Origin of the sequence: Kosakonia sp. S57, assembly GCF_016516575.1 — a bacterium.
Taxonomy (GTDB): domain Bacteria; phylum Pseudomonadota; class Gammaproteobacteria; order Enterobacterales; family Enterobacteriaceae; genus Kosakonia; species Kosakonia cowanii.
Genome location: NZ_JACVUL010000026.1, coordinates 1 through 15,966 on the forward strand (window position 1 = coordinate 1; position 15,966 = coordinate 15,966).

The window sequence follows — 15,966 nt, forward strand, 5'->3', positions numbered from 1 at the left end:
ATGGCGTCCAGACCTTGTCATTCACGCTTCGGTTCGCCGATTTCAGCGGGGGTCAACACCGCCGCTGTAATACCGCAGGTAAAAGCAACGTTGGTGTCGCTTTAGGCTCGTTTTGGTAGGCCGGATAAGGCGTAGCCGCCATCCGGCAATCGGTGCCGCGGAGATATTGCCGGATGGCGCGTAAACGCTTATCCGGCCTACGGGAGGCATCACTCTAAGGTGAAGGGATCGGCGTCCTGCCAGGCGGGGAACTGGGTGCGGTACTCTTTCAGCGCGGTGAGTGACATCTCGGCGTCGATGCGCGTTGCAAGATGCGCGTCGGCGCTGGCGACGATCTCCCCTTGCGGGCTAATCACCCGGCTGTCGCCGCGATAGTGGTGACCATTCCCGTCGCTGCCAACCCGGTTACAACCTGCCACCCAGGCCTGGTTCTCAATCGCGCGGGCCAGCAGCAGTGACTGCCAGTGCAGGGAGCGCGGCGCAGGCCAGTTAGCGACATAGAGCAGCAGATCATACTCATCGCGGTTGCGCGACCAGACCGGAAAACGCAAGTCGTAGCAGACCAGCGGCATAATGCGCCAGCCGCGCCACTGGAATATCACGCGCGTCTCACCTGGCTGATAGTGGTGATGCTCATCCGCCATGCGGAACAGATGGCGCTTATCGTAAAAATGCACCTCGCCCTGCGGCTCGACCAGCAAAAAGCGGTTCACCGCCCCGCGATCCATTTGCAGTGCCGCGCTGCCAGCGATCAGCGCATTAGTCTGCCGCGCCTTGTCGCGCATCCAGCTAATCACTTCTTCCTGCGATAACGACCGCGTGGCGGCTTCCATCGCAAAGCCGGTGGTGAACATCTCCGGCAGGACAATCACATCGCGCCCGCTAATCCCTTCCAGTTGCACATCAAAATGGCGCAGGTTCGCTGGGCCATCCATCCACGCCAGCGGTTGTTGTAACAGCGTAATTTTTAATCCAGGCACAATTGCGACTCCCCTTCAGACAGCATCGGCACACTGTAGCACGCCAAAAAACGAAAAAAACCCGCAGGGTTGCGGGTTTTGTCGAAGGAGGAGGGGAGCCGTCAGGCGCTTAGGCGGCTTCGGGCTTGCGCAGCTTTTCCGGCGTGTTGATCACCGGTTGAGTCGCCAGCGCATCCGGCTCAAAGTCATCAACGTTGATGGTGCGCAGACGGCTCGCCTCCGCTTTAATCAGCAGCGCCGCTTCATCCTGGTTAATCAGCCCGCTTGCCAGCGCCTGGTTAGCCAGATCGTCCAGACGGGTAAACGGCAGGTTTTTACCCAGCGATTTACAGATGCGCTGATGGATTGGGTCGGCGGCCATTACATCAACCAGCGCCTCTTCCAGCAGCCCGACCGGGTTGTGCTCGCTCGGAGTCAGGTATTGACCGCGACCGATGCGCGAACGGGTAGCGTTTGGCGTTTGCAGGATCTTCGCCACTTTATGGTCAAGCCTGTCGGACGGCGCACGATAGTGGCGACCTGTCGGGAAGATGACAAAGCTCAGCATGCCCGCGACGAGACGGTTCGGGAAGTTCTCCAGCAGGTCGACCATCGCTTGCTCAGCCTGATAGAGCGCATCCTGCACGCCCCAGTGCACCAGCGGCAGATCCGCTTCCTGGCGACCTTCATCGTCGTAGCGCTTCAGCACCGCTGAGGCGAGGAACAGCTGGCTTAACACATCACCCAGACGGGCGGAGATGCGTTCGCGGCGTTTCAGGCTGCCGCCGAGCACTGCCATTGAGATATCCGACAGCAGCGCCAGGTTGGCACTCAGGCGGTTCAGATGCTGGTAGTAACGTTTGGTGGCATCCCCTGTCGGTGAGGCGCTGGTTAAACCACGCGTCAGGCCGAGCCACAGGCTGCGCATCTCATTACTGCCGACATGGCCGATATGTTTAAACAGCAGCTTATCGAACGCATCCACGTCGTTATTCTGCGCGGCGGCCATCTCTTCCAGCACATACGGATGGCAGCGAATTGCCCCCTGGCCGAAGATCATCATCGTACGGGTGAGGATGTTAGCGCCCTCAACGGTGATGGCGATCGGCGCGCCCTGGTAAGCACGGGCGAGGAAGTTACCTTCGCCGAGCATAATGCCTTTACCGCCGGCAATATCCATCGCATCAATGATTGCCTGCTGACCACGGTGGGTACAGTGATATTTCACAATCGCCGACAGCACCGCCGGTTTTTCGCCGAGCATAATGCCGTAGGTGATCAGCGACGCCGCGGCGTCCATCACATAGGCGTTACCTGCAATACGCGCCAACGGCTCTTCGATACCTTCCATCTTGCCAATAGCCACTTTGAACTGACGGCGAATGTGGGCGTAAGCACCAATACCCAGCGCGACCGATTTCACGCCGCCCGTTGAGTTGGAGGGCAGGGTGATGCCGCGACCGACCGAGAGACACTCCACCAGCATACGCCAGCCCTGACCGGCCATTTTCGGGCCGCCGATGATGTAATCAATCGGTACAAAGATATCTTTCCCGCGCGTCGGGCCGTTCTGGAACGGAACGTTAAGCGGGAAGTGACGACGACCAATCTCCACGCCCGGCGTCGAGGTCGGGATCAGCGCACAGGTAATGCCCAGCTCTTCCGCACCGCCCAGCAGTTTGTCCGGGTCAGAGAGTTTAAACGCCAGGCCAAGCACCGTGGCAATTGGGGCCAGCGTAATGTAGCGCTTGTTCCAGGTGAGACGCATGCCGAGCACCTGCTCGCCCTGCCACTCGCCCATGCAGACCACGCCGGTATCGGGAATGGCACCCGCATCGGAACCCGCTTCCGGGCTGGTCAGCGCAAAGCAGGGGATCTCTTGCCCACGCGCCAGACGCGGCAGGTAGTGATCTTTCTGCTCCTGCGTGCCGTAGTGTTGCAGCAGTTCGCCCGGGCCTAAGGAGTTAGGCACGCCGACGGTGATCGACAGAATGCCGGAGACGCCGGAGAGTTTTTGCAGCACGCGGGATTGCGCATAAGCAGAGAACTCCAGCCCGCCGTACTCTTTTTTGATGATCATCGCGAAGAAGCGGTGCTCTTTAAGATAAGCCCACAGCTCCGGCGGCAGATCGGCCATCTCATGGGTGATCTGGAAGTCGTTCGCCATGCGGCACGCTTCTTCAACCGGGCCGTCGATAAAGGCCTGCTCTTCTGCGGTCAGGCGCGGCTGCGGGTAGTTGTGCAGCTTTTTCCAGTCCGGGTTACCGCGAAACAGATCGCCTTCCCACCAGGTGGTACCTGCGTCGATGGCCTCTTTTTCCGTGCGCGACATCGGCGGCATCACTTTGCGGAAACCGCGAAACACCGGCGCGGAGATAAAGGATTTACGCATCGGCGTGAAGTTGAGCGGCAGGAGGATAAGCGCCACCGGCACCAGCATCCAGAGAGACCAGAGGCCCGCCAGCCCAAGGGCTGCAGTCCATGCCAGCAGGATCACGCTGCTGAGCAGCAGATTAACGCGGTGATAGAAGAGCACACCGAGCAGAACGAGCGTTGCGACAATACTCAAAATCATCATAACGAAAAGCTCCCTTCTTGTAGGAGGTCTGACCACTTGTGATGTATTGTTTGTAGTGGATGTCATTTCTTTTAGCAATGTGTTTACAAAATAATTACAACCTGGTTCACATTGTTGAGGCCGTTTTGCGCACGGAAAATGAAAACGGCGGCGGGAGCGGTGGCTTTAGCTTCTCGGCTGAAAGCCTATCCGGTACACTGCGCAGTGTTATTTACATTTATGCTGAAGGATATCCTCATGTACCAGGATCTTATTCGTAACGAACTGAACGAAGCGGCGGAAACGCTGGCGAATTTCTTGAAAGATGAAGCCAATATTCACGCTATTCAGCGCGCGGCGGTGCTGCTGGCCGACAGCTTTAAAGCCGGTGGCAAAGTGTTGTCCTGTGGTAACGGCGGCTCGCACTGCGACGCGATGCACTTCGCGGAGGAGTTAACCGGGCGCTACCGTGAAAACCGTCCTGGCTACCCGGCGATCGCCATCTCTGATGTCAGCCATATCTCCTGCGTCAGCAACGACTTCGGTTACGACTATGTATTCTCCCGCTATGTGGAAGCCGTTGGCCGCGAGGGCGACGTGCTGCTGGGGATCTCCACCTCCGGTAACTCTGGCAACGTGATCAAAGCGATTGCTGCGGCGCGTGAGAAGGGGATGAAAGTGATCACCCTGACCGGTAAAGATGGCGGCAAAATGGCTGGCACCGCGGATATCGAAATTCGCGTTCCGCACTTTGGTTATGCCGATCGTATTCAGGAGATCCATATCAAAGTGATCCATATCCTGATTCAGCTGATCGAAAAAGAGATGGTTAAGGCGTAAAGCAGGCTTTTTATTTGCCCTGTTCAGCCTGGGCAGTGCTCAACGTGCCTGCGCCTGGCGCAGGTCATCGCGGCGCTGCCCGTGTCTGACGGGCGGCAACAATAACGCCTTCTCAGATTGAGGCGGTTGTGGAGGTGACTATGTGCGAACTGCTCGGGATGAGCGCTAATGTGCCGACCGATATCTGCTTTAGTTTTACCGGTCTCGTCCAGCGCGGCGGGGGAACCGGACCGCATAAAGATGGCTGGGGTATCACCTTCTACGAAGGCAAAGGCTGTCGCACCTTCAAAGATCCGCAACCAAGCTACAACTCGCCCGTCGCCAAACTGGTGCAGGAGTACCCGATTAAATCCTGCTCGGTGATTGCCCATATTCGCCAGGCGAACCGCGGCGAAGTGGCGCTGGAAAACACCCATCCCTTTACCCGCGAACTCTGGGGCCGCAACTGGACCTACGCCCACAACGGCCAGCTGACGGGCTATAAATCTTTGCAGACCGGCAACTTCCGCCCGGTGGGGGAAACGGACAGCGAAAAAGCTTTTTGCTGGATGCTGCACAAGCTGACGCAGCGCTACCCGCGCACGCCGGGCAATATGGGGGCGGTGTTTAAGTACATTGCAACGCTGGCGCTGGAACTGCGTGAGAAGGGCGTGTTCAATATGCTGCTGTCGGACGGGCGCTATGTGATGGCATTCTGCTCCACCAATCTCTTCTGCATTACCCGGCGCGCGCCGTTTGGCGTAGCGAAGCTGCTGGATCAGGATGTGGAGATCGATTTTCAGCGTGAGACCACACCAAACGATGTGGTCACCGTGATTGCGACGCAGCCGTTAACGGCGAACGAAACCTGGCACAAGATTATGCCAGGCGAGTGGGCGTTATTTTGCCTCGGTGAGCGTATAGTTTGACGCCAGCTGCGGCTGCACGGAGGTCGCCAGCGGCTTGCTGACCACGTAGCGTCCATCCACGACCGCGACAATCGGCGGCTGGTGGGTGGCCGCGAAGTAGTCATACCCCGGCTTCAACTGCTTCCAGAAATCCGCGTAGGTCGAATATTTGTGACGCTGCATATTCGCATCGGTCATGCGGAACGGATAGATATTCACCTGCACGCTCGGCTGGCCAAAAATCAGCGCTGCGGTAACAAACTGGAAGATCTCATCAATGCCGGTATCCGTCATGGCGTAGCAGCCGATGGAGACGCAGGCACCGTGAATCATCAGGTATTTGCCTTCATAACCGTGGGCGCGGTCAAAGTTGTTCGGAAAGCCAATATTGATAGCCTTATAGAAACGGCTGTCCGGCTTGAGCTGGCTGCGCTGTACCGAATAGAACCCCTCCGGGCTTTTAAAATCGCCCTGACGGCGTTTAGGCCCGAGGCCGCCGGAGTAGTTGCAGATTTTATAGCTGTCGAGCAGCTGATACTGTTCGCCCATCTTGACGTAGAGATCAAGGGTGCGCTCTTCTTTGAAGATCTGAATATAGACCGGTGACCCCATCAACTGCTGTTTAAAATCTTTGCTTACCGGCTTAGTGGCACTGTTGCTGCCAACCAGGCCAGCAAAGGAGACGCACGGGATCAGAAGCATCGCAATGAACAATGCGATTTTGCGCATACAACGTGTTTCCTTGATAAAACGGATACGACTTTGCCAGAACGGCAAAAGATGCCCAGAATTCGGACAATTCTGTTTTGAGCGCTAACCTTAGCACTCCGACATTTTTTCGCAAGCCCCGAATAGCGGTGATTCCGCGCCCGTCGATCCTGTTGATTGTCTTTTCGCCATCGCACAAAAAGTGTTCTGTTTTGCCTTTCAACCACCTGCGCGATTTGGCGACGGCTATTATGAAAGTAAACGCTGAGAATTAAACAGCAGATTGCCCTCTTTTCGGCGGTTTCTCGGCTGGCTTCTCATTTGCCTGAAACGTGCTGTATACTTATCCAGTGTTCTGTGAGGGTGTACGCATGCGCAAAATCATACATGTCGATATGGACTGCTTTTTCGCGGCGGTAGAGATGCGCGACAACCCGGCCCTGCGCGACATTCCGATTGCCATTGGCGGCAGCCGCGTGCAGCGCGGCGTCATCAGCACCGCCAACTACCCGGCGCGAAAATATGGCGTGCGCAGTGCGATGCCGACCGGGATGGCGCTGAAACTCTGCCCGCACCTCACGCTGTTACCCGGTCGTTTCGACGCCTATAAAGAAGCCTCCCGCCAGATCCGCGACATCTTCTCGCGTTACACCTCACTGATTGAACCCCTGTCGCTGGATGAAGCCTATCTTGATGTTACCGACAGCCCGCACTGCCACGGCTCTGCAACGCTGATGGCGCAGGAGATCCGCCAGACCATCTTTAATGAGACGCAGCTTACCGCCTCGGCGGGCATCGCGCCGGTGAAGTTCCTCGCTAAAATCGCCTCCGATCTCAACAAGCCCGACGGGCAATATGTGATTACCCCGGCGGAAGTGCCGGCCTTTCTGCGCACGCTGCCGCTGAGCAAAATCCCCGGCGTCGGTAAAGTCTCAGCGGCCAAGCTGGAAACCCTCGGGCTGCGCACCTGCGAAGATGTGCAGAGGAGCGATCTCGCCATGCTGCTTAAGCGGTTTGGCAAGTTTGGCCGAGTATTATGGGAGCGCAGCCAGGGGATCGATGAGCGGGAGATCAGCAGCGAGCGGCTGCGAAAATCGGTCGGCGTCGAGCGCACGCTGGTGGAGGATATTCATCAGTGGGAGGAGTGCGAAGCGATTATCGAGCGGCTCTACCCGGAGCTTGAGCGGCGGCTTTCGGTGGTAAAACCGGATCTGCGCATCGCCCGCCAGGGGGTGAAACTGAAGTTCAACGACTTTCAGCAGACCACCCAGGAGCATGTCTGGCCGTGCCTGAATAAAGAGGATCTGCTCGCCACCGCGCGTCAGGCGTGGGATGAGCGACGCGGCGGGCGCGGCGTGCGGCTGGTTGGCCTGCATGTCACACTGCTCGACCCGCAGCTTGAGCGGCAGTTGGTGCTCGGGCTGTAACCCTACCAGAATTTGCGGTGGTAATTTCCCGCCCGCTTCTTTATTATCCCCGGCGTTTATTCATTCCCTATTAACTGCAAAGGAGGTTCACCATGACACACCATGCCCTGATTTCTCTTTGCAGACCTCTCCAGGCTTAATTTCTCCAAAACTTGCCCCTGGTTTCGTCTGCCAATTCCTTTTATTTCTCTACATATGGATTGGTATATGGGCAACTCTGTTTGTCATATCTCAGACGCGATCTCCTATATTGCGTCGGAAAACCTGTGGATCGAAGGTTCAGCGATCCAACAATTACACACCACTGCGGCACTGCCGGGTATGACGCGCGTCGTCGGCATGCCGGATCTTCACCCCGGCCGCGGCTACCCGATTGGCGCGGCCTTTTTCTCCACCGGGCGTTTCTACCCGGCGCTGGTCGGGAACGATATCGGCTGCGGCATGGCGCTGTGGCAGACCGACCTGGTAAGGCGCAAATATAACGCCGATAAGGTCGAAAAACGTCTCAGCGCGCTGGGCGATAGCGCCTCTGCCGACTGGCTGGATGAAGCGGTGCCGGATGCGTGGCAAAACCACCCCTGGCGCGCCGCGCTGGGATCGATTGGCGGCGGCAACCACTTTGCCGAGTTGCAACAGGTCGATAGCGTGACCGATGCGGCGCTGTTTACGCAAAGTGGCCTCGATGAGCAGCGCCTGCTGTTACTGGCCCACAGCGGTTCACGCGGGCTGGGTCAGCAGATTTTGCGCCGCCACGTCGACGCCTTCTCGCACGCCGGGCTGGTGGAGGGGAGCGACGCGGCTCGCCACTATCTTGCCGAGCACGATGACGCGCTCAACTTTGCCCGCATCAACCGGGCGCTGATTGCGCGGCGCATTCTCGATCATCTCAACGCCGATGGCGAAGCGCTGCTCGATGTAGCACACAACTTCGTCGAAGCCTGCACCGTGGGCGGTGAAGCCGGTTGGCTGCATCGCAAAGGGGCGACGCCGGACGGGCAGGGCCTGGTAGTGATCCCCGGTTCACGCGGCGATCACAGCTGGCTGGTGATGCCGAAAGTGAGCGAGGTGAGCCTCTATTCGCTGGCGCACGGCGCGGGACGCAAATGGATGCGCACCGAGTGCAAAGGGCGCTTGTCCGGGAAGTTCACCCCGGCACAGCTGGCACGCACGCCGCTCGGCAGCCGGGTGATTTGCCGCGATCGTCAGCTGATCTATGAAGAAGCGCCGCAGGCGTATAAGTCCGTTGAGAGCGTGCTTGAGTGCCTGGTCGACGCCGATCTGGTGACGCCGGTTGCGCGGTTGCGCCCGGTGTTAACCCTGAAAGTGAGCGGAGGGGCGGGCGAATGAGATTGTTGCAACTCTCCTCCGCGCAGGGGCCTGATGAGTGCTGCCTGGCGGTGGGTAAAGCGTTAACGCGGCTGATGGAAGAGGCTGAGGCGCAAAAGGTGTCGCTGGCGGTGATCGAAACGGAAGCGGCGCGCCAGCCGGGCGCCTACCGCTCGGTGCTGGTCTCACTCGATGGCGAAAATGCGCAGGCGCTGAGTGCGCGCTGGTGCGGCACGGTGCAGTGGATCTGCCCAAGCCCCTATCGCGCCAATCATGCACGGAAGAACTGGTTTATCGGCGTGGCGGAGTTTATTCCGCAGACGGCGTTGCAGGACAGCGCCATTCGCTTTGAGACGCTGCGCTCATCCGGGCCGGGCGGCCAGCACGTGAATAAAACCGATTCCGCCGTGCGCGCCACGCATATTGCCACCGGCATTAGCGTAAAAGTGCAGTCGGAGCGCAGCCAGCATGCGAATAAGCGGCTGGCGATGCTGCTGATTTCACACCGGCTGGAGCAGGCGCAGGATGACGAGCGCGCGGCGCTTAAGTCGGAACGCAGGCTGTTTCATCATCAGATAGAGCGCGGTAACCCGGTGCGCACCTTTAAGGGGCCAGGGTTTAAAGCGCAATAAAAGAAGGAAAATGTCCGCGCCGGGCGGCGCGGACAGCAGGCTTATTTAGCCGGGATAGATTTCAGCAGTTCGGTCAGCAGGGTCCAGTAGTGGCCCACGCTTTCGATATGCACTTGCTCATCCGGCGAGTGCGGGCCGGTAATTGTCGGCCCAATCGACACCATATCCATCTCTGGATAGGGTTTTTTGAACAGACCACACTCCAGACCCGCGTGGATAATCTGAATGTTCGGCATCTTGTTGAACAGACGCTGATAGGTTTCACGCACCAGCGCCATCACCGGCGACTGGGCATCCGGCTGCCAGCCCGGGTAGCCGCCCTTCGGCGCGGTTTTCGCACCGGCCAGCGCACCCAGCGATTCCAGCATGCTTACCACGTAATCTTTACCGCTATCGATCAGCGAGCGGATCAGGCAGATAATCTCAGCGCTGTCGTCCTGCAACGTGACTACGCCGACGTTCAGCGAGGTTTCCACCACGCCTTTGGCAACATCGGAGTTGCGGATCACGCCGTTCGGCGTGGCGTTCAGCAGGCGAACAAATGCGTCGCGCGACTGCGCGGTCAGCGCCGCTTTGTCGCTGCTTACGCTATCGACCAGCACCACCAGATTCTTCTCTTTCGCTTCCAGCTCGTTTTTCAGGATCGCCTGGTACTCATCCGCCAGGGTTTTCAGCTGGGCGGCTTTATCCGCCGGCAGGGCGATCACGGCGAACGCTTCGCGCGGAATGGCGTTACGCAGCGTACCGCCGGTGAAGTCGAGCAGACGCAGATCCAGCTCAGAGGCGTGCGCGGCAAGGAAGCGCGCCAGCAGTTTGTTGGCGTTGCCCAGACCTAAATGGATATCGGCCCCGGAGTGGCCGCCTTTCAGCCCTTTCAGCGTCAGTTTGACGGTTTCAAAACCGGCAGGTACCGCTTCGCGGGTCAGGGGCAGGGTGGTGATGAAATCGATACCGCCCGCGCAGCCCATATAGATCTCACCCTCTTCTTCAGAGTCGGTGTTGATCAGGATATCTGCCTGCAACCAGTTGGGTTGCAGACCGAATGCGCCATCCATGCCCGCTTCTTCGGTCATGGTCAGCAGCACTTCCAGCGGGCCGTGTTGCACGGTGGAGTCTGCCAGCACCGCCAGCGCAGAGGCCATACCGATGCCGTTATCCGCGCCAAGCGTGGTGCCGCGCGCTTTTACCCACTCGCCGTCAACATAGGGGCGAATCGGGTCTTTGGTGAAGTCGTGTTCTGTGTCGTTGTTTTTCTGCGGCACCATATCGAGGTGCGCCTGCAGCACGACCGGCTTGCGGTTTTCCATCCCGGCGGTGGCCGGTTTGCGGATCAGGATATTGCCCACCTGGTCGCGCTCTGCGTGCAGGCCTTGCTCTTTCGCCCAGCCCATAATGTGTTCGGCGAGCTGTTCTTCATGGTAAGAGGGGTGCGGAATAGAGCAGATTTTGGCAAAAATATCCCACAGCGGCTGCGGAGATAGTTGAGACAGTTCAGACACGATGAGTCTCCTTAAAAGCGCCTGCGAACAGGTTGCCTGCAGGTCGCGGGTTAGATAAACGAATCGCAAGACCCTCTTGCGAGATGCGGTTGAGAATACCACTTTATGGCGACAGCGCGAGCACGGGATTGGGGAAAAAGCGGCGGCGATGCCGGGTAACACTGGTTTTTAGCGCGTCAGATCTCTATAATCTCGCGCAACCTATTTCCCCCTCGAACACTTTTTAAGCCGTAAAACACAGGCTGGGACACTTCACATGAGCGAAAAATACGTCGTCACCTGGGACATGTTGCAGATTCACGCCCGCAAACTTGCTGCCCGTTTAATGCCTTCAGAACAGTGGAAAGGCATTATCGCCGTAAGCCGTGGCGGTCTGGTTCCAGGCGCGCTGCTGGCGCGTGAACTGGGTATTCGTCATGTCGATACCGTTTGTATCTCCAGCTATGACCACGACAACCAGCGCGAACTGAAAGTACTGAAGCGCGCGGAAGGCGACGGCGAAGGCTTTATCGTGATCGACGATCTGGTGGATACCGGCGGCACCGCCGTAGCGATCCGCGAAATGTACCCGAAAGCACATTTTGTCACTATCTTCGCCAAGCCGGCTGGTCGCCCGCTGGTAAATGATTATGTGATTGATATCCCGCAGGATACCTGGATTGAGCAACCGTGGGATATGGGCGTAGCCTTCGTTCCGCCAATCAGCGGCCGTTAATCCCCCCTGTTGTACACACGCCCGGTTCTGCCGGGCGTTGTTCTTTTTGGCGCGTCACGGGTTACAATGCCCTCCGGTGAATTTTAAGGAGCTGCGCGCCATGCCCCAGTCAAATCTTAGCGAAACGCTGTTCAAACCCCGCTTTAAATACCCTGAGACCTCGACGCTGGTGCGCCGCTTTAACCCTGGCGTGCAGCCGCCCGTGCAGTCCGCGCTGGATGGCAAAAACGTGCCGCAGTGGTACCGGATGATCAACCGGCTGATGTGGATCTGGCGCGGCATCGACGCGCGCGAGATCCTCGAAGTGCAGGCGCGCATTGTGATGAGCCAGGCCGAGCGCACCGACGCGGAACTGCTCGATACGGTGGTCGGCTACCGCAACGGCAACTGGATCTACGAATGGTCCGCGCAGGCGATGAGCTGGCAGCAAAAAGCGATGCAGGAGACCGACAGCACGCTGAGCGGCCGCCACTGGCTGCACGCCTCTAACTTATATAGCATCGCGGCCTATCCGCACATCAAAGGCGATAGCCTGGCCGAGCAGGCGCAGGCGCTGGCTAACCGCGCCTATGAAGAGGCCGCGCAGCGCCTGCCGGGCAGCATTAAAGAGCTGGAGTTCGCCATTCCCGGCGGCGCGCCGGTCACCGGCTTTCTGCATATGCCGGAAGGCGAAGGCCCCTTTCCTACGGTGCTGATGTGCGGCGGGCTGGATGGCTTGCAGATCGATTACTACACCCTCTATGAGCGCTACCTGGCCCCGAAAGGCATTGCCATGCTGACGCTCGATATGCCCTCGGTGGGCTTCTCCAGCAAATGGAAGCTGACCCAGGACTCCAGCCTGCTGCATCAGCATGCGCTCCAGGCATTGCCGAACATTCCATGGATCGACCACACTCGCGTGGCGGCCTTTGGTTTCCGTTTTGGCGCCAACGTGGCGGTGCGGCTGGCCTATCTTGAAGCGTCGCGCCTGAAAGCGGTGGCCTGCCTCGGGCCGGTGGTGCATTCCCTGCTTAGCGAGCCGCTGCGTCAGGGCGATGTGCCGGAGATGTATCTTGATGTGCTCGCCAGCCGCTTAGGCATGCATGACGCTTCCGATGAGGCGCTGCGCGTCGAACTTAACCGCTACTCATTAAAAACTCAGGGGTTACTCGGCCGCCGCTGCCCAACGCCGATGCTCTCCGGCTTCTGGCAAAACGATCCCTTCAGCCCGGAGGCGGAGTCGCGTTTAATCACCTCTTCATCCAGTAATGGAAAGCTGCTCGATATCCCGTTTAACCCGGTTTATCGCAATTTTGACGCTGCGCTCAGGAAGATTGTTGACTGGATCAACCATCAGTTCGGTTAATACTTTGAGAATTTCCATTGATTTGGTAAAACAGTTGCATCACAAAAGGAGATCGCAATGACGTTACCAAGTGGACATCCGAGAAGCAGGTTGATTAAAAAGTTTACTGCGCTAGGACCTTATATCCGCGAAGAGCAGTGCGAAGAAAACCGTTTTTTCTTTGATTGCCTGGCAGTTTGCGTGAATGTGAAACCCGCGCCGGAAAAACGCGAGTTTTGGGGATGGTGGATGGAAATGGAAGCGCAGGAGAAGCGCTTTACCTATCGCTACCACTTTGGGCTCTTCGACAAAGAGGGGCACTGGAAACCCACCGCTATCAAAGACCAGGAAGTGGTCGACCGTCTGGAAAAAACGCTGCGCGACTTCCACGAGCGCGCGCGTACGCTGTTAGCCTCCCTTGAGCTAAAGCTTGAACCTGCCGATGACTTCAAAGAGAAGTTAAAACTCCCCGCATAACACCCCCGATAAAAAATGCCCGGCTGCTCTTCGCACGCCGGGCATGAACAGGCACTGGCCTGCTTTCTCCCATCAGACGGGAAAAAAATGCCCTCAACCGAGGGCATTTCATATAACGAGGGTCACTACAGGGTTTAGAACTGGTAGGTCACGCCAACGGCAACGATGTCGTCGTCAGCAATGCCCAGTTTGTTGTCGTCTTTGATCTGGTTGATTTTGTAATCGACCATCGCCGAGAAGTTTTTGTTGAAGTAGTAAGTGGCGCCAACGTCGATGTAGTTCACCAGATCTTCGTCGCCGATACCGTTTTCCATATCTTTGCCTTTGGTCAGCACGTAGCCCACGGACGGACGCAGGCCGAAGTCGAACTGGTACTGCGCGACGGCTTCAAAGTTCTGCGCTTTGTTCGCAAAGCCCAGCGAAGAGGAGACCGGCGTCATGTTGTATGAGACGGAGTAGAAGGTCGCCAGGTAGACGTTGTTGGCGTCATATTTCACGCCGGTCGCCCAGGCTTCGGCATTCTGACCACGGCCCAGCGCCAGCGCGGTGTTCTGTGCGTTGGTACGGTCAGAGTTGGCGTAAGCACCAATAATCGTGACCGGGCTGCCGCCGAAATCGTAGGCCAGAGAGGTGCCCCAGCCATCGCCGTTCTGCTTGATGATGCTGTTACGGCCATTTTCGTTTTTGCCCTGGTATTGCAGGGTCATGTCCAGGCCATCCACCATGCCGAAGAAGTCGGTGTTGCGGTAGGTCGCCACGCCAGTGGTGCGCTTGGTCATAAAGTTATCGGTACGGGCCAGCGAGTCGCCGCCGAACTCCGGGAACATATCGGTCACGGAAGCCACGTCGTAGAGCACGCCGAGGTTACGACCGTAATCGATAGAACCAAAATCTTTGATTTTCAGACCGGCAAAGGCCAAACGGGTTTTCTGGCCCGAAGTAGTTTCGTCGTTGTTACCGGCGAATTCAGATTCCCAACGGCCGAAACCGGTCAGCTGGTCGTTAATCTGGGTTTCACCTTTGAAGCCGAAACGCACGTAGGTTTTGTCACCGTCGTTGTTGTTGTCATCACTGAAGTAGTGCATGGCTTTCACTTTGCCGTACACGTCCAGTTTGTTGCCATTCTTGTTATAGACTTCCGCCGCGTGAACAGAAGAAGCCGATGCAACAACGCCCAGTACCATTAATGCCAGAGTGCTCTTTTTCATTTTGAATTCCTGATTAAACTAACGCGCCACTATTCGCTGGGCTCTCGCCCCGTGAAAAACAGGAAGGGTTGTAACGCTCTGAAATGAAACATTTATGACAAAGTAAGAGTAATTTGAAAAAGTTATGTTTTTTTGTGTTTGCCATAAAATTGTCAAACTCTGCCGCTACGCTTGCTGATCCCGCGCAACAAAAAAGTGGTCGATTCACGCTGGCGGTTGGCAAGCGCGCTCACTCCTGTTACAACGTTTGATTACTAATAAACTTCTTATTTTTTCTAAAAACGGCAGAGAATCATGAGTGACAGCCAGACGCTGGTGGTAAAACTCGGCACCAGTGTTTTAACAGGCGGTTCCCGTCGCCTGAACCGCGCCCATATTGTGGAGCTGGTGCGCCAGTGCGCGCAGCAGCACGCCGCCGGGCATCGCATAGTAATTGTTACCTCCGGCGCTATCGCCGCCGGGCGTGAGCACCTGGGCTACCCGGAACTGCCCGCTACCATCGCCTCAAAACAGCTGCTGGCAGCCGTCGGCCAGAGCCGTTTGATTCAGCTCTGGGAGCAGCTCTTCTCCATTTACGGTATTCATATTGGTCAGATGTTGCTGACCCGCGCCGATATGGAAGACCGCGAGCGCTTCCTCAACGCCCGCGACACGCTGCGCGCGCTGCTTGATAACAACATCGTGCCGGTGATTAACGAGAACGACGCCGTGGCGACCACGGAGATTAAAGTTGGCGACAACGATAACCTCTCGGCGCTGGCGGCGATTCTGGCCGGAGCCGATAAGCTGCTTTTGCTGACCGATCAACAGGGGCTATTTACCGCCGATCCGCGCAACAACCCGCAGGCCGAGCTGATTAAAGATGTCTACGGCATTGATGACGCGCTGCGCGCTATTGCGGGCGACAGCGTTTCCGGCCTCGGCACCGGCGGCATGGGCACCAAGTTACAGGCCGCCGACGTTGCCTGCCGTGCCGGTATCGAGACGATTATTGCCGCAGGCGGCAAGCCCGGCGTGATTGCCGATGTGGTGAGCGGCACGCCGGTCGGCACGCGTTTTCATGCGCAGACTTCACCGCTGGAGAACCGTAAACGCTGGATCTTCGGCGCACCGCCTGCCGGTGAGATCTCCGTTGATGAAGGGGCGACCGCCGCTATTCTTGAGCGCGGCAGTTCGCTGCTGCCGAAAGGGATTAAAAGCGTGACAGGCAACTTCTCCCGTGGGGAAGTGATCCGCATTTGTAATCTGCAGGGGCGCGATATCGCCCACGGCGTAAGCCGTTACAACAGCGATGCGCTGCGCCGGATTGCCGGCCACCATTCGCAGCAGATTGATGAGATTCTGGGCTATGAGTATGGCCCTGTCGCGGTGCACCGCGACGATATGATCACCCGTTAAGGAGCAGAA

At 57.7% G+C, this 15,966-nt stretch carries 14 protein-coding genes; 9 read left to right on the forward strand and 5 right to left on the reverse strand.

Features of this window, described 5'->3' with window-relative positions; all coding sequences use genetic code 11:
* Nucleotides 1-209 precede the first annotated feature (209 nt).
* A complete protein-coding gene (locus IAE48_RS20605) occupies nucleotides 210-980 on the reverse strand; it encodes an amidohydrolase (protein ID WP_200135439.1) in 771 nt (256 codons plus the stop codon).
* 109 nt (nucleotides 981-1,089) lie between these two features.
* Complete coding sequence (gene fadE / locus IAE48_RS20610) at nucleotides 1,090-3,537, reverse strand: acyl-CoA dehydrogenase FadE (protein WP_200135440.1); 2,448 nt, start codon at nucleotides 3,535-3,537, stop codon at nucleotides 1,090-1,092.
* Between the two features lie 237 nt (nucleotides 3,538-3,774).
* On the opposite strand from fadE, the gene lpcA reads away from it, so the two are divergent.
* Both lpcA and IAE48_RS20620 read left to right on the forward strand, forming a co-directional pair.
* Complete coding sequence (gene lpcA / locus IAE48_RS20615; RefSeq protein ID WP_023479022.1) at nucleotides 3,775-4,356, forward strand: D-sedoheptulose 7-phosphate isomerase; 582 nt, start codon at nucleotides 3,775-3,777, stop codon at nucleotides 4,354-4,356.
* Nucleotides 4,357-4,496: 140 nt separating this feature from the next.
* Complete coding sequence (locus tag IAE48_RS20620; protein ID WP_023478998.1) at nucleotides 4,497-5,264, forward strand: class II glutamine amidotransferase; 768 nt, start codon at nucleotides 4,497-4,499, stop codon at nucleotides 5,262-5,264.
* Here the strand turns inward: IAE48_RS20620 and dpaA are convergent.
* The gene (gene dpaA, locus IAE48_RS20625) at nucleotides 5,235-5,972 is read right to left on the reverse strand and encodes a peptidoglycan meso-diaminopimelic acid protein amidase (protein WP_023479016.1); all 738 of its coding nucleotides are present in this window, start codon (nucleotides 5,970-5,972) and stop codon (nucleotides 5,235-5,237) included. The genes IAE48_RS20620 and dpaA overlap by 30 nt on opposite strands.
* 350 nt (nucleotides 5,973-6,322) lie before the next feature.
* Here dpaA and dinB point away from each other — a divergent pair, with 350 nt between their 5' ends.
* The 3 genes from dinB to prfH all read left to right on the forward strand — a co-directional run bounded on the left by dinB (nucleotide 6,323) and on the right by prfH (nucleotide 9,336).
* Nucleotides 6,323-7,378 (forward strand): DNA polymerase IV, encoded by a 1,056-nt coding sequence (dinB, locus tag IAE48_RS20630; RefSeq protein WP_200135441.1) that lies wholly within the window; start codon nucleotides 6,323-6,325, stop codon nucleotides 7,376-7,378.
* A gap of 207 nt (nucleotides 7,379-7,585) precedes the next feature.
* The gene (locus IAE48_RS20635) at nucleotides 7,586-8,725 is read left to right on the forward strand and encodes an RNA ligase RtcB family protein (protein WP_200135442.1); all 1,140 of its coding nucleotides are present in this window, start codon (nucleotides 7,586-7,588) and stop codon (nucleotides 8,723-8,725) included.
* A complete protein-coding gene (gene prfH, locus IAE48_RS20640; RefSeq protein WP_042714190.1) occupies nucleotides 8,722-9,336 on the forward strand; it encodes a peptide chain release factor H in 615 nt (204 codons plus the stop codon). Before IAE48_RS20635 ends, prfH begins: the two co-directional genes overlap by 4 nt.
* Nucleotides 9,337-9,377: 41 nt before the next feature.
* On the opposite strand, the gene pepD is transcribed toward prfH, so the two are convergent.
* Nucleotides 9,378-10,835 carry a cytosol nonspecific dipeptidase gene (gene pepD, locus IAE48_RS20645; RefSeq protein ID WP_200135443.1) on the reverse strand — a complete coding sequence of 486 codons (1,458 nt, stop codon included), beginning with the start codon at nucleotides 10,833-10,835 and terminating at the stop codon, nucleotides 9,378-9,380.
* Between the two features lie 256 nt (nucleotides 10,836-11,091).
* On the opposite strand from pepD, the gene gpt reads away from it, so the two are divergent.
* From gpt to crl, 3 genes are all read left to right on the forward strand, one after another.
* The gene (gene gpt, locus IAE48_RS20650; RefSeq protein ID WP_023478997.1) at nucleotides 11,092-11,550 is read left to right on the forward strand and encodes a xanthine phosphoribosyltransferase; all 459 of its coding nucleotides are present in this window, start codon (nucleotides 11,092-11,094) and stop codon (nucleotides 11,548-11,550) included.
* 100 nt (nucleotides 11,551-11,650) lie between these two features.
* Nucleotides 11,651-12,895: an esterase FrsA gene (gene frsA / locus IAE48_RS20655; protein ID WP_200135444.1), complete on the forward strand. Its 1,245-nt coding sequence runs from the start codon at nucleotides 11,651-11,653 to the stop codon at nucleotides 12,893-12,895.
* Between the two features lie 57 nt (nucleotides 12,896-12,952).
* The gene (gene crl, locus IAE48_RS20660) at nucleotides 12,953-13,351 is read left to right on the forward strand and encodes a sigma factor-binding protein Crl (protein ID WP_023479000.1); all 399 of its coding nucleotides are present in this window, start codon (nucleotides 12,953-12,955) and stop codon (nucleotides 13,349-13,351) included.
* A gap of 134 nt (nucleotides 13,352-13,485) precedes the next feature.
* Here the strand turns inward: crl and phoE are convergent, their stop codons facing one another.
* Nucleotides 13,486-14,559: a phosphoporin PhoE gene (gene phoE / locus IAE48_RS20665; RefSeq protein ID WP_042715969.1), complete on the reverse strand. Its 1,074-nt coding sequence runs from the start codon at nucleotides 14,557-14,559 to the stop codon at nucleotides 13,486-13,488.
* Nucleotides 14,560-14,853: 294 nt separating this feature from the next.
* Here phoE and proB point away from each other — a divergent pair, with 294 nt between their 5' ends.
* Nucleotides 14,854-15,957: a glutamate 5-kinase gene (proB, locus tag IAE48_RS20670; protein WP_023479003.1), complete on the forward strand. Its 1,104-nt coding sequence runs from the start codon at nucleotides 14,854-14,856 to the stop codon at nucleotides 15,955-15,957.
* The last annotated feature ends 9 nt before the right edge of the window (nucleotides 15,958-15,966 follow it).

What these genes read in the sequence shown, in the direction of transcription:
- dinB (WP_200135441.1), top strand. Translation starts at nt 6,323, where the DNA reads ATGCGCAAAATCATACATGTCGATATGGACTGCTTTTTCGCGGCGGTA.
- prfH (WP_042714190.1), top strand. Translation starts at nt 8,722, where the DNA reads ATGAGATTGTTGCAACTCTCCTCCGCGCAGGGGCCTGATGAGTGCTGC.
- lpcA (WP_023479022.1), top strand. Translation starts at nt 3,775, where the DNA reads ATGTACCAGGATCTTATTCGTAACGAACTGAACGAAGCGGCGGAAACG.
- IAE48_RS20620 (WP_023478998.1), top strand. Translation starts at nt 4,497, where the DNA reads ATGTGCGAACTGCTCGGGATGAGCGCTAATGTGCCGACCGATATCTGC.
- phoE (WP_042715969.1), bottom strand. Translation starts at nt 14,559, where the DNA reads ATGAAAAAGAGCACTCTGGCATTAATGGTACTGGGCGTTGTTGCATCG.
- crl (WP_023479000.1), top strand. Translation starts at nt 12,953, where the DNA reads ATGACGTTACCAAGTGGACATCCGAGAAGCAGGTTGATTAAAAAGTTT.
- proB (WP_023479003.1), top strand. Translation starts at nt 14,854, where the DNA reads ATGAGTGACAGCCAGACGCTGGTGGTAAAACTCGGCACCAGTGTTTTA.
- gpt (WP_023478997.1), top strand. Translation starts at nt 11,092, where the DNA reads ATGAGCGAAAAATACGTCGTCACCTGGGACATGTTGCAGATTCACGCC.
- dpaA (WP_023479016.1), bottom strand. Translation starts at nt 5,972, where the DNA reads ATGCGCAAAATCGCATTGTTCATTGCGATGCTTCTGATCCCGTGCGTC.
- frsA (WP_200135444.1), top strand. Translation starts at nt 11,651, where the DNA reads ATGCCCCAGTCAAATCTTAGCGAAACGCTGTTCAAACCCCGCTTTAAA.
- IAE48_RS20635 (WP_200135442.1), top strand. Translation starts at nt 7,586, where the DNA reads ATGGGCAACTCTGTTTGTCATATCTCAGACGCGATCTCCTATATTGCG.
- fadE (WP_200135440.1), bottom strand. Translation starts at nt 3,537, where the DNA reads ATGATGATTTTGAGTATTGTCGCAACGCTCGTTCTGCTCGGTGTGCTC.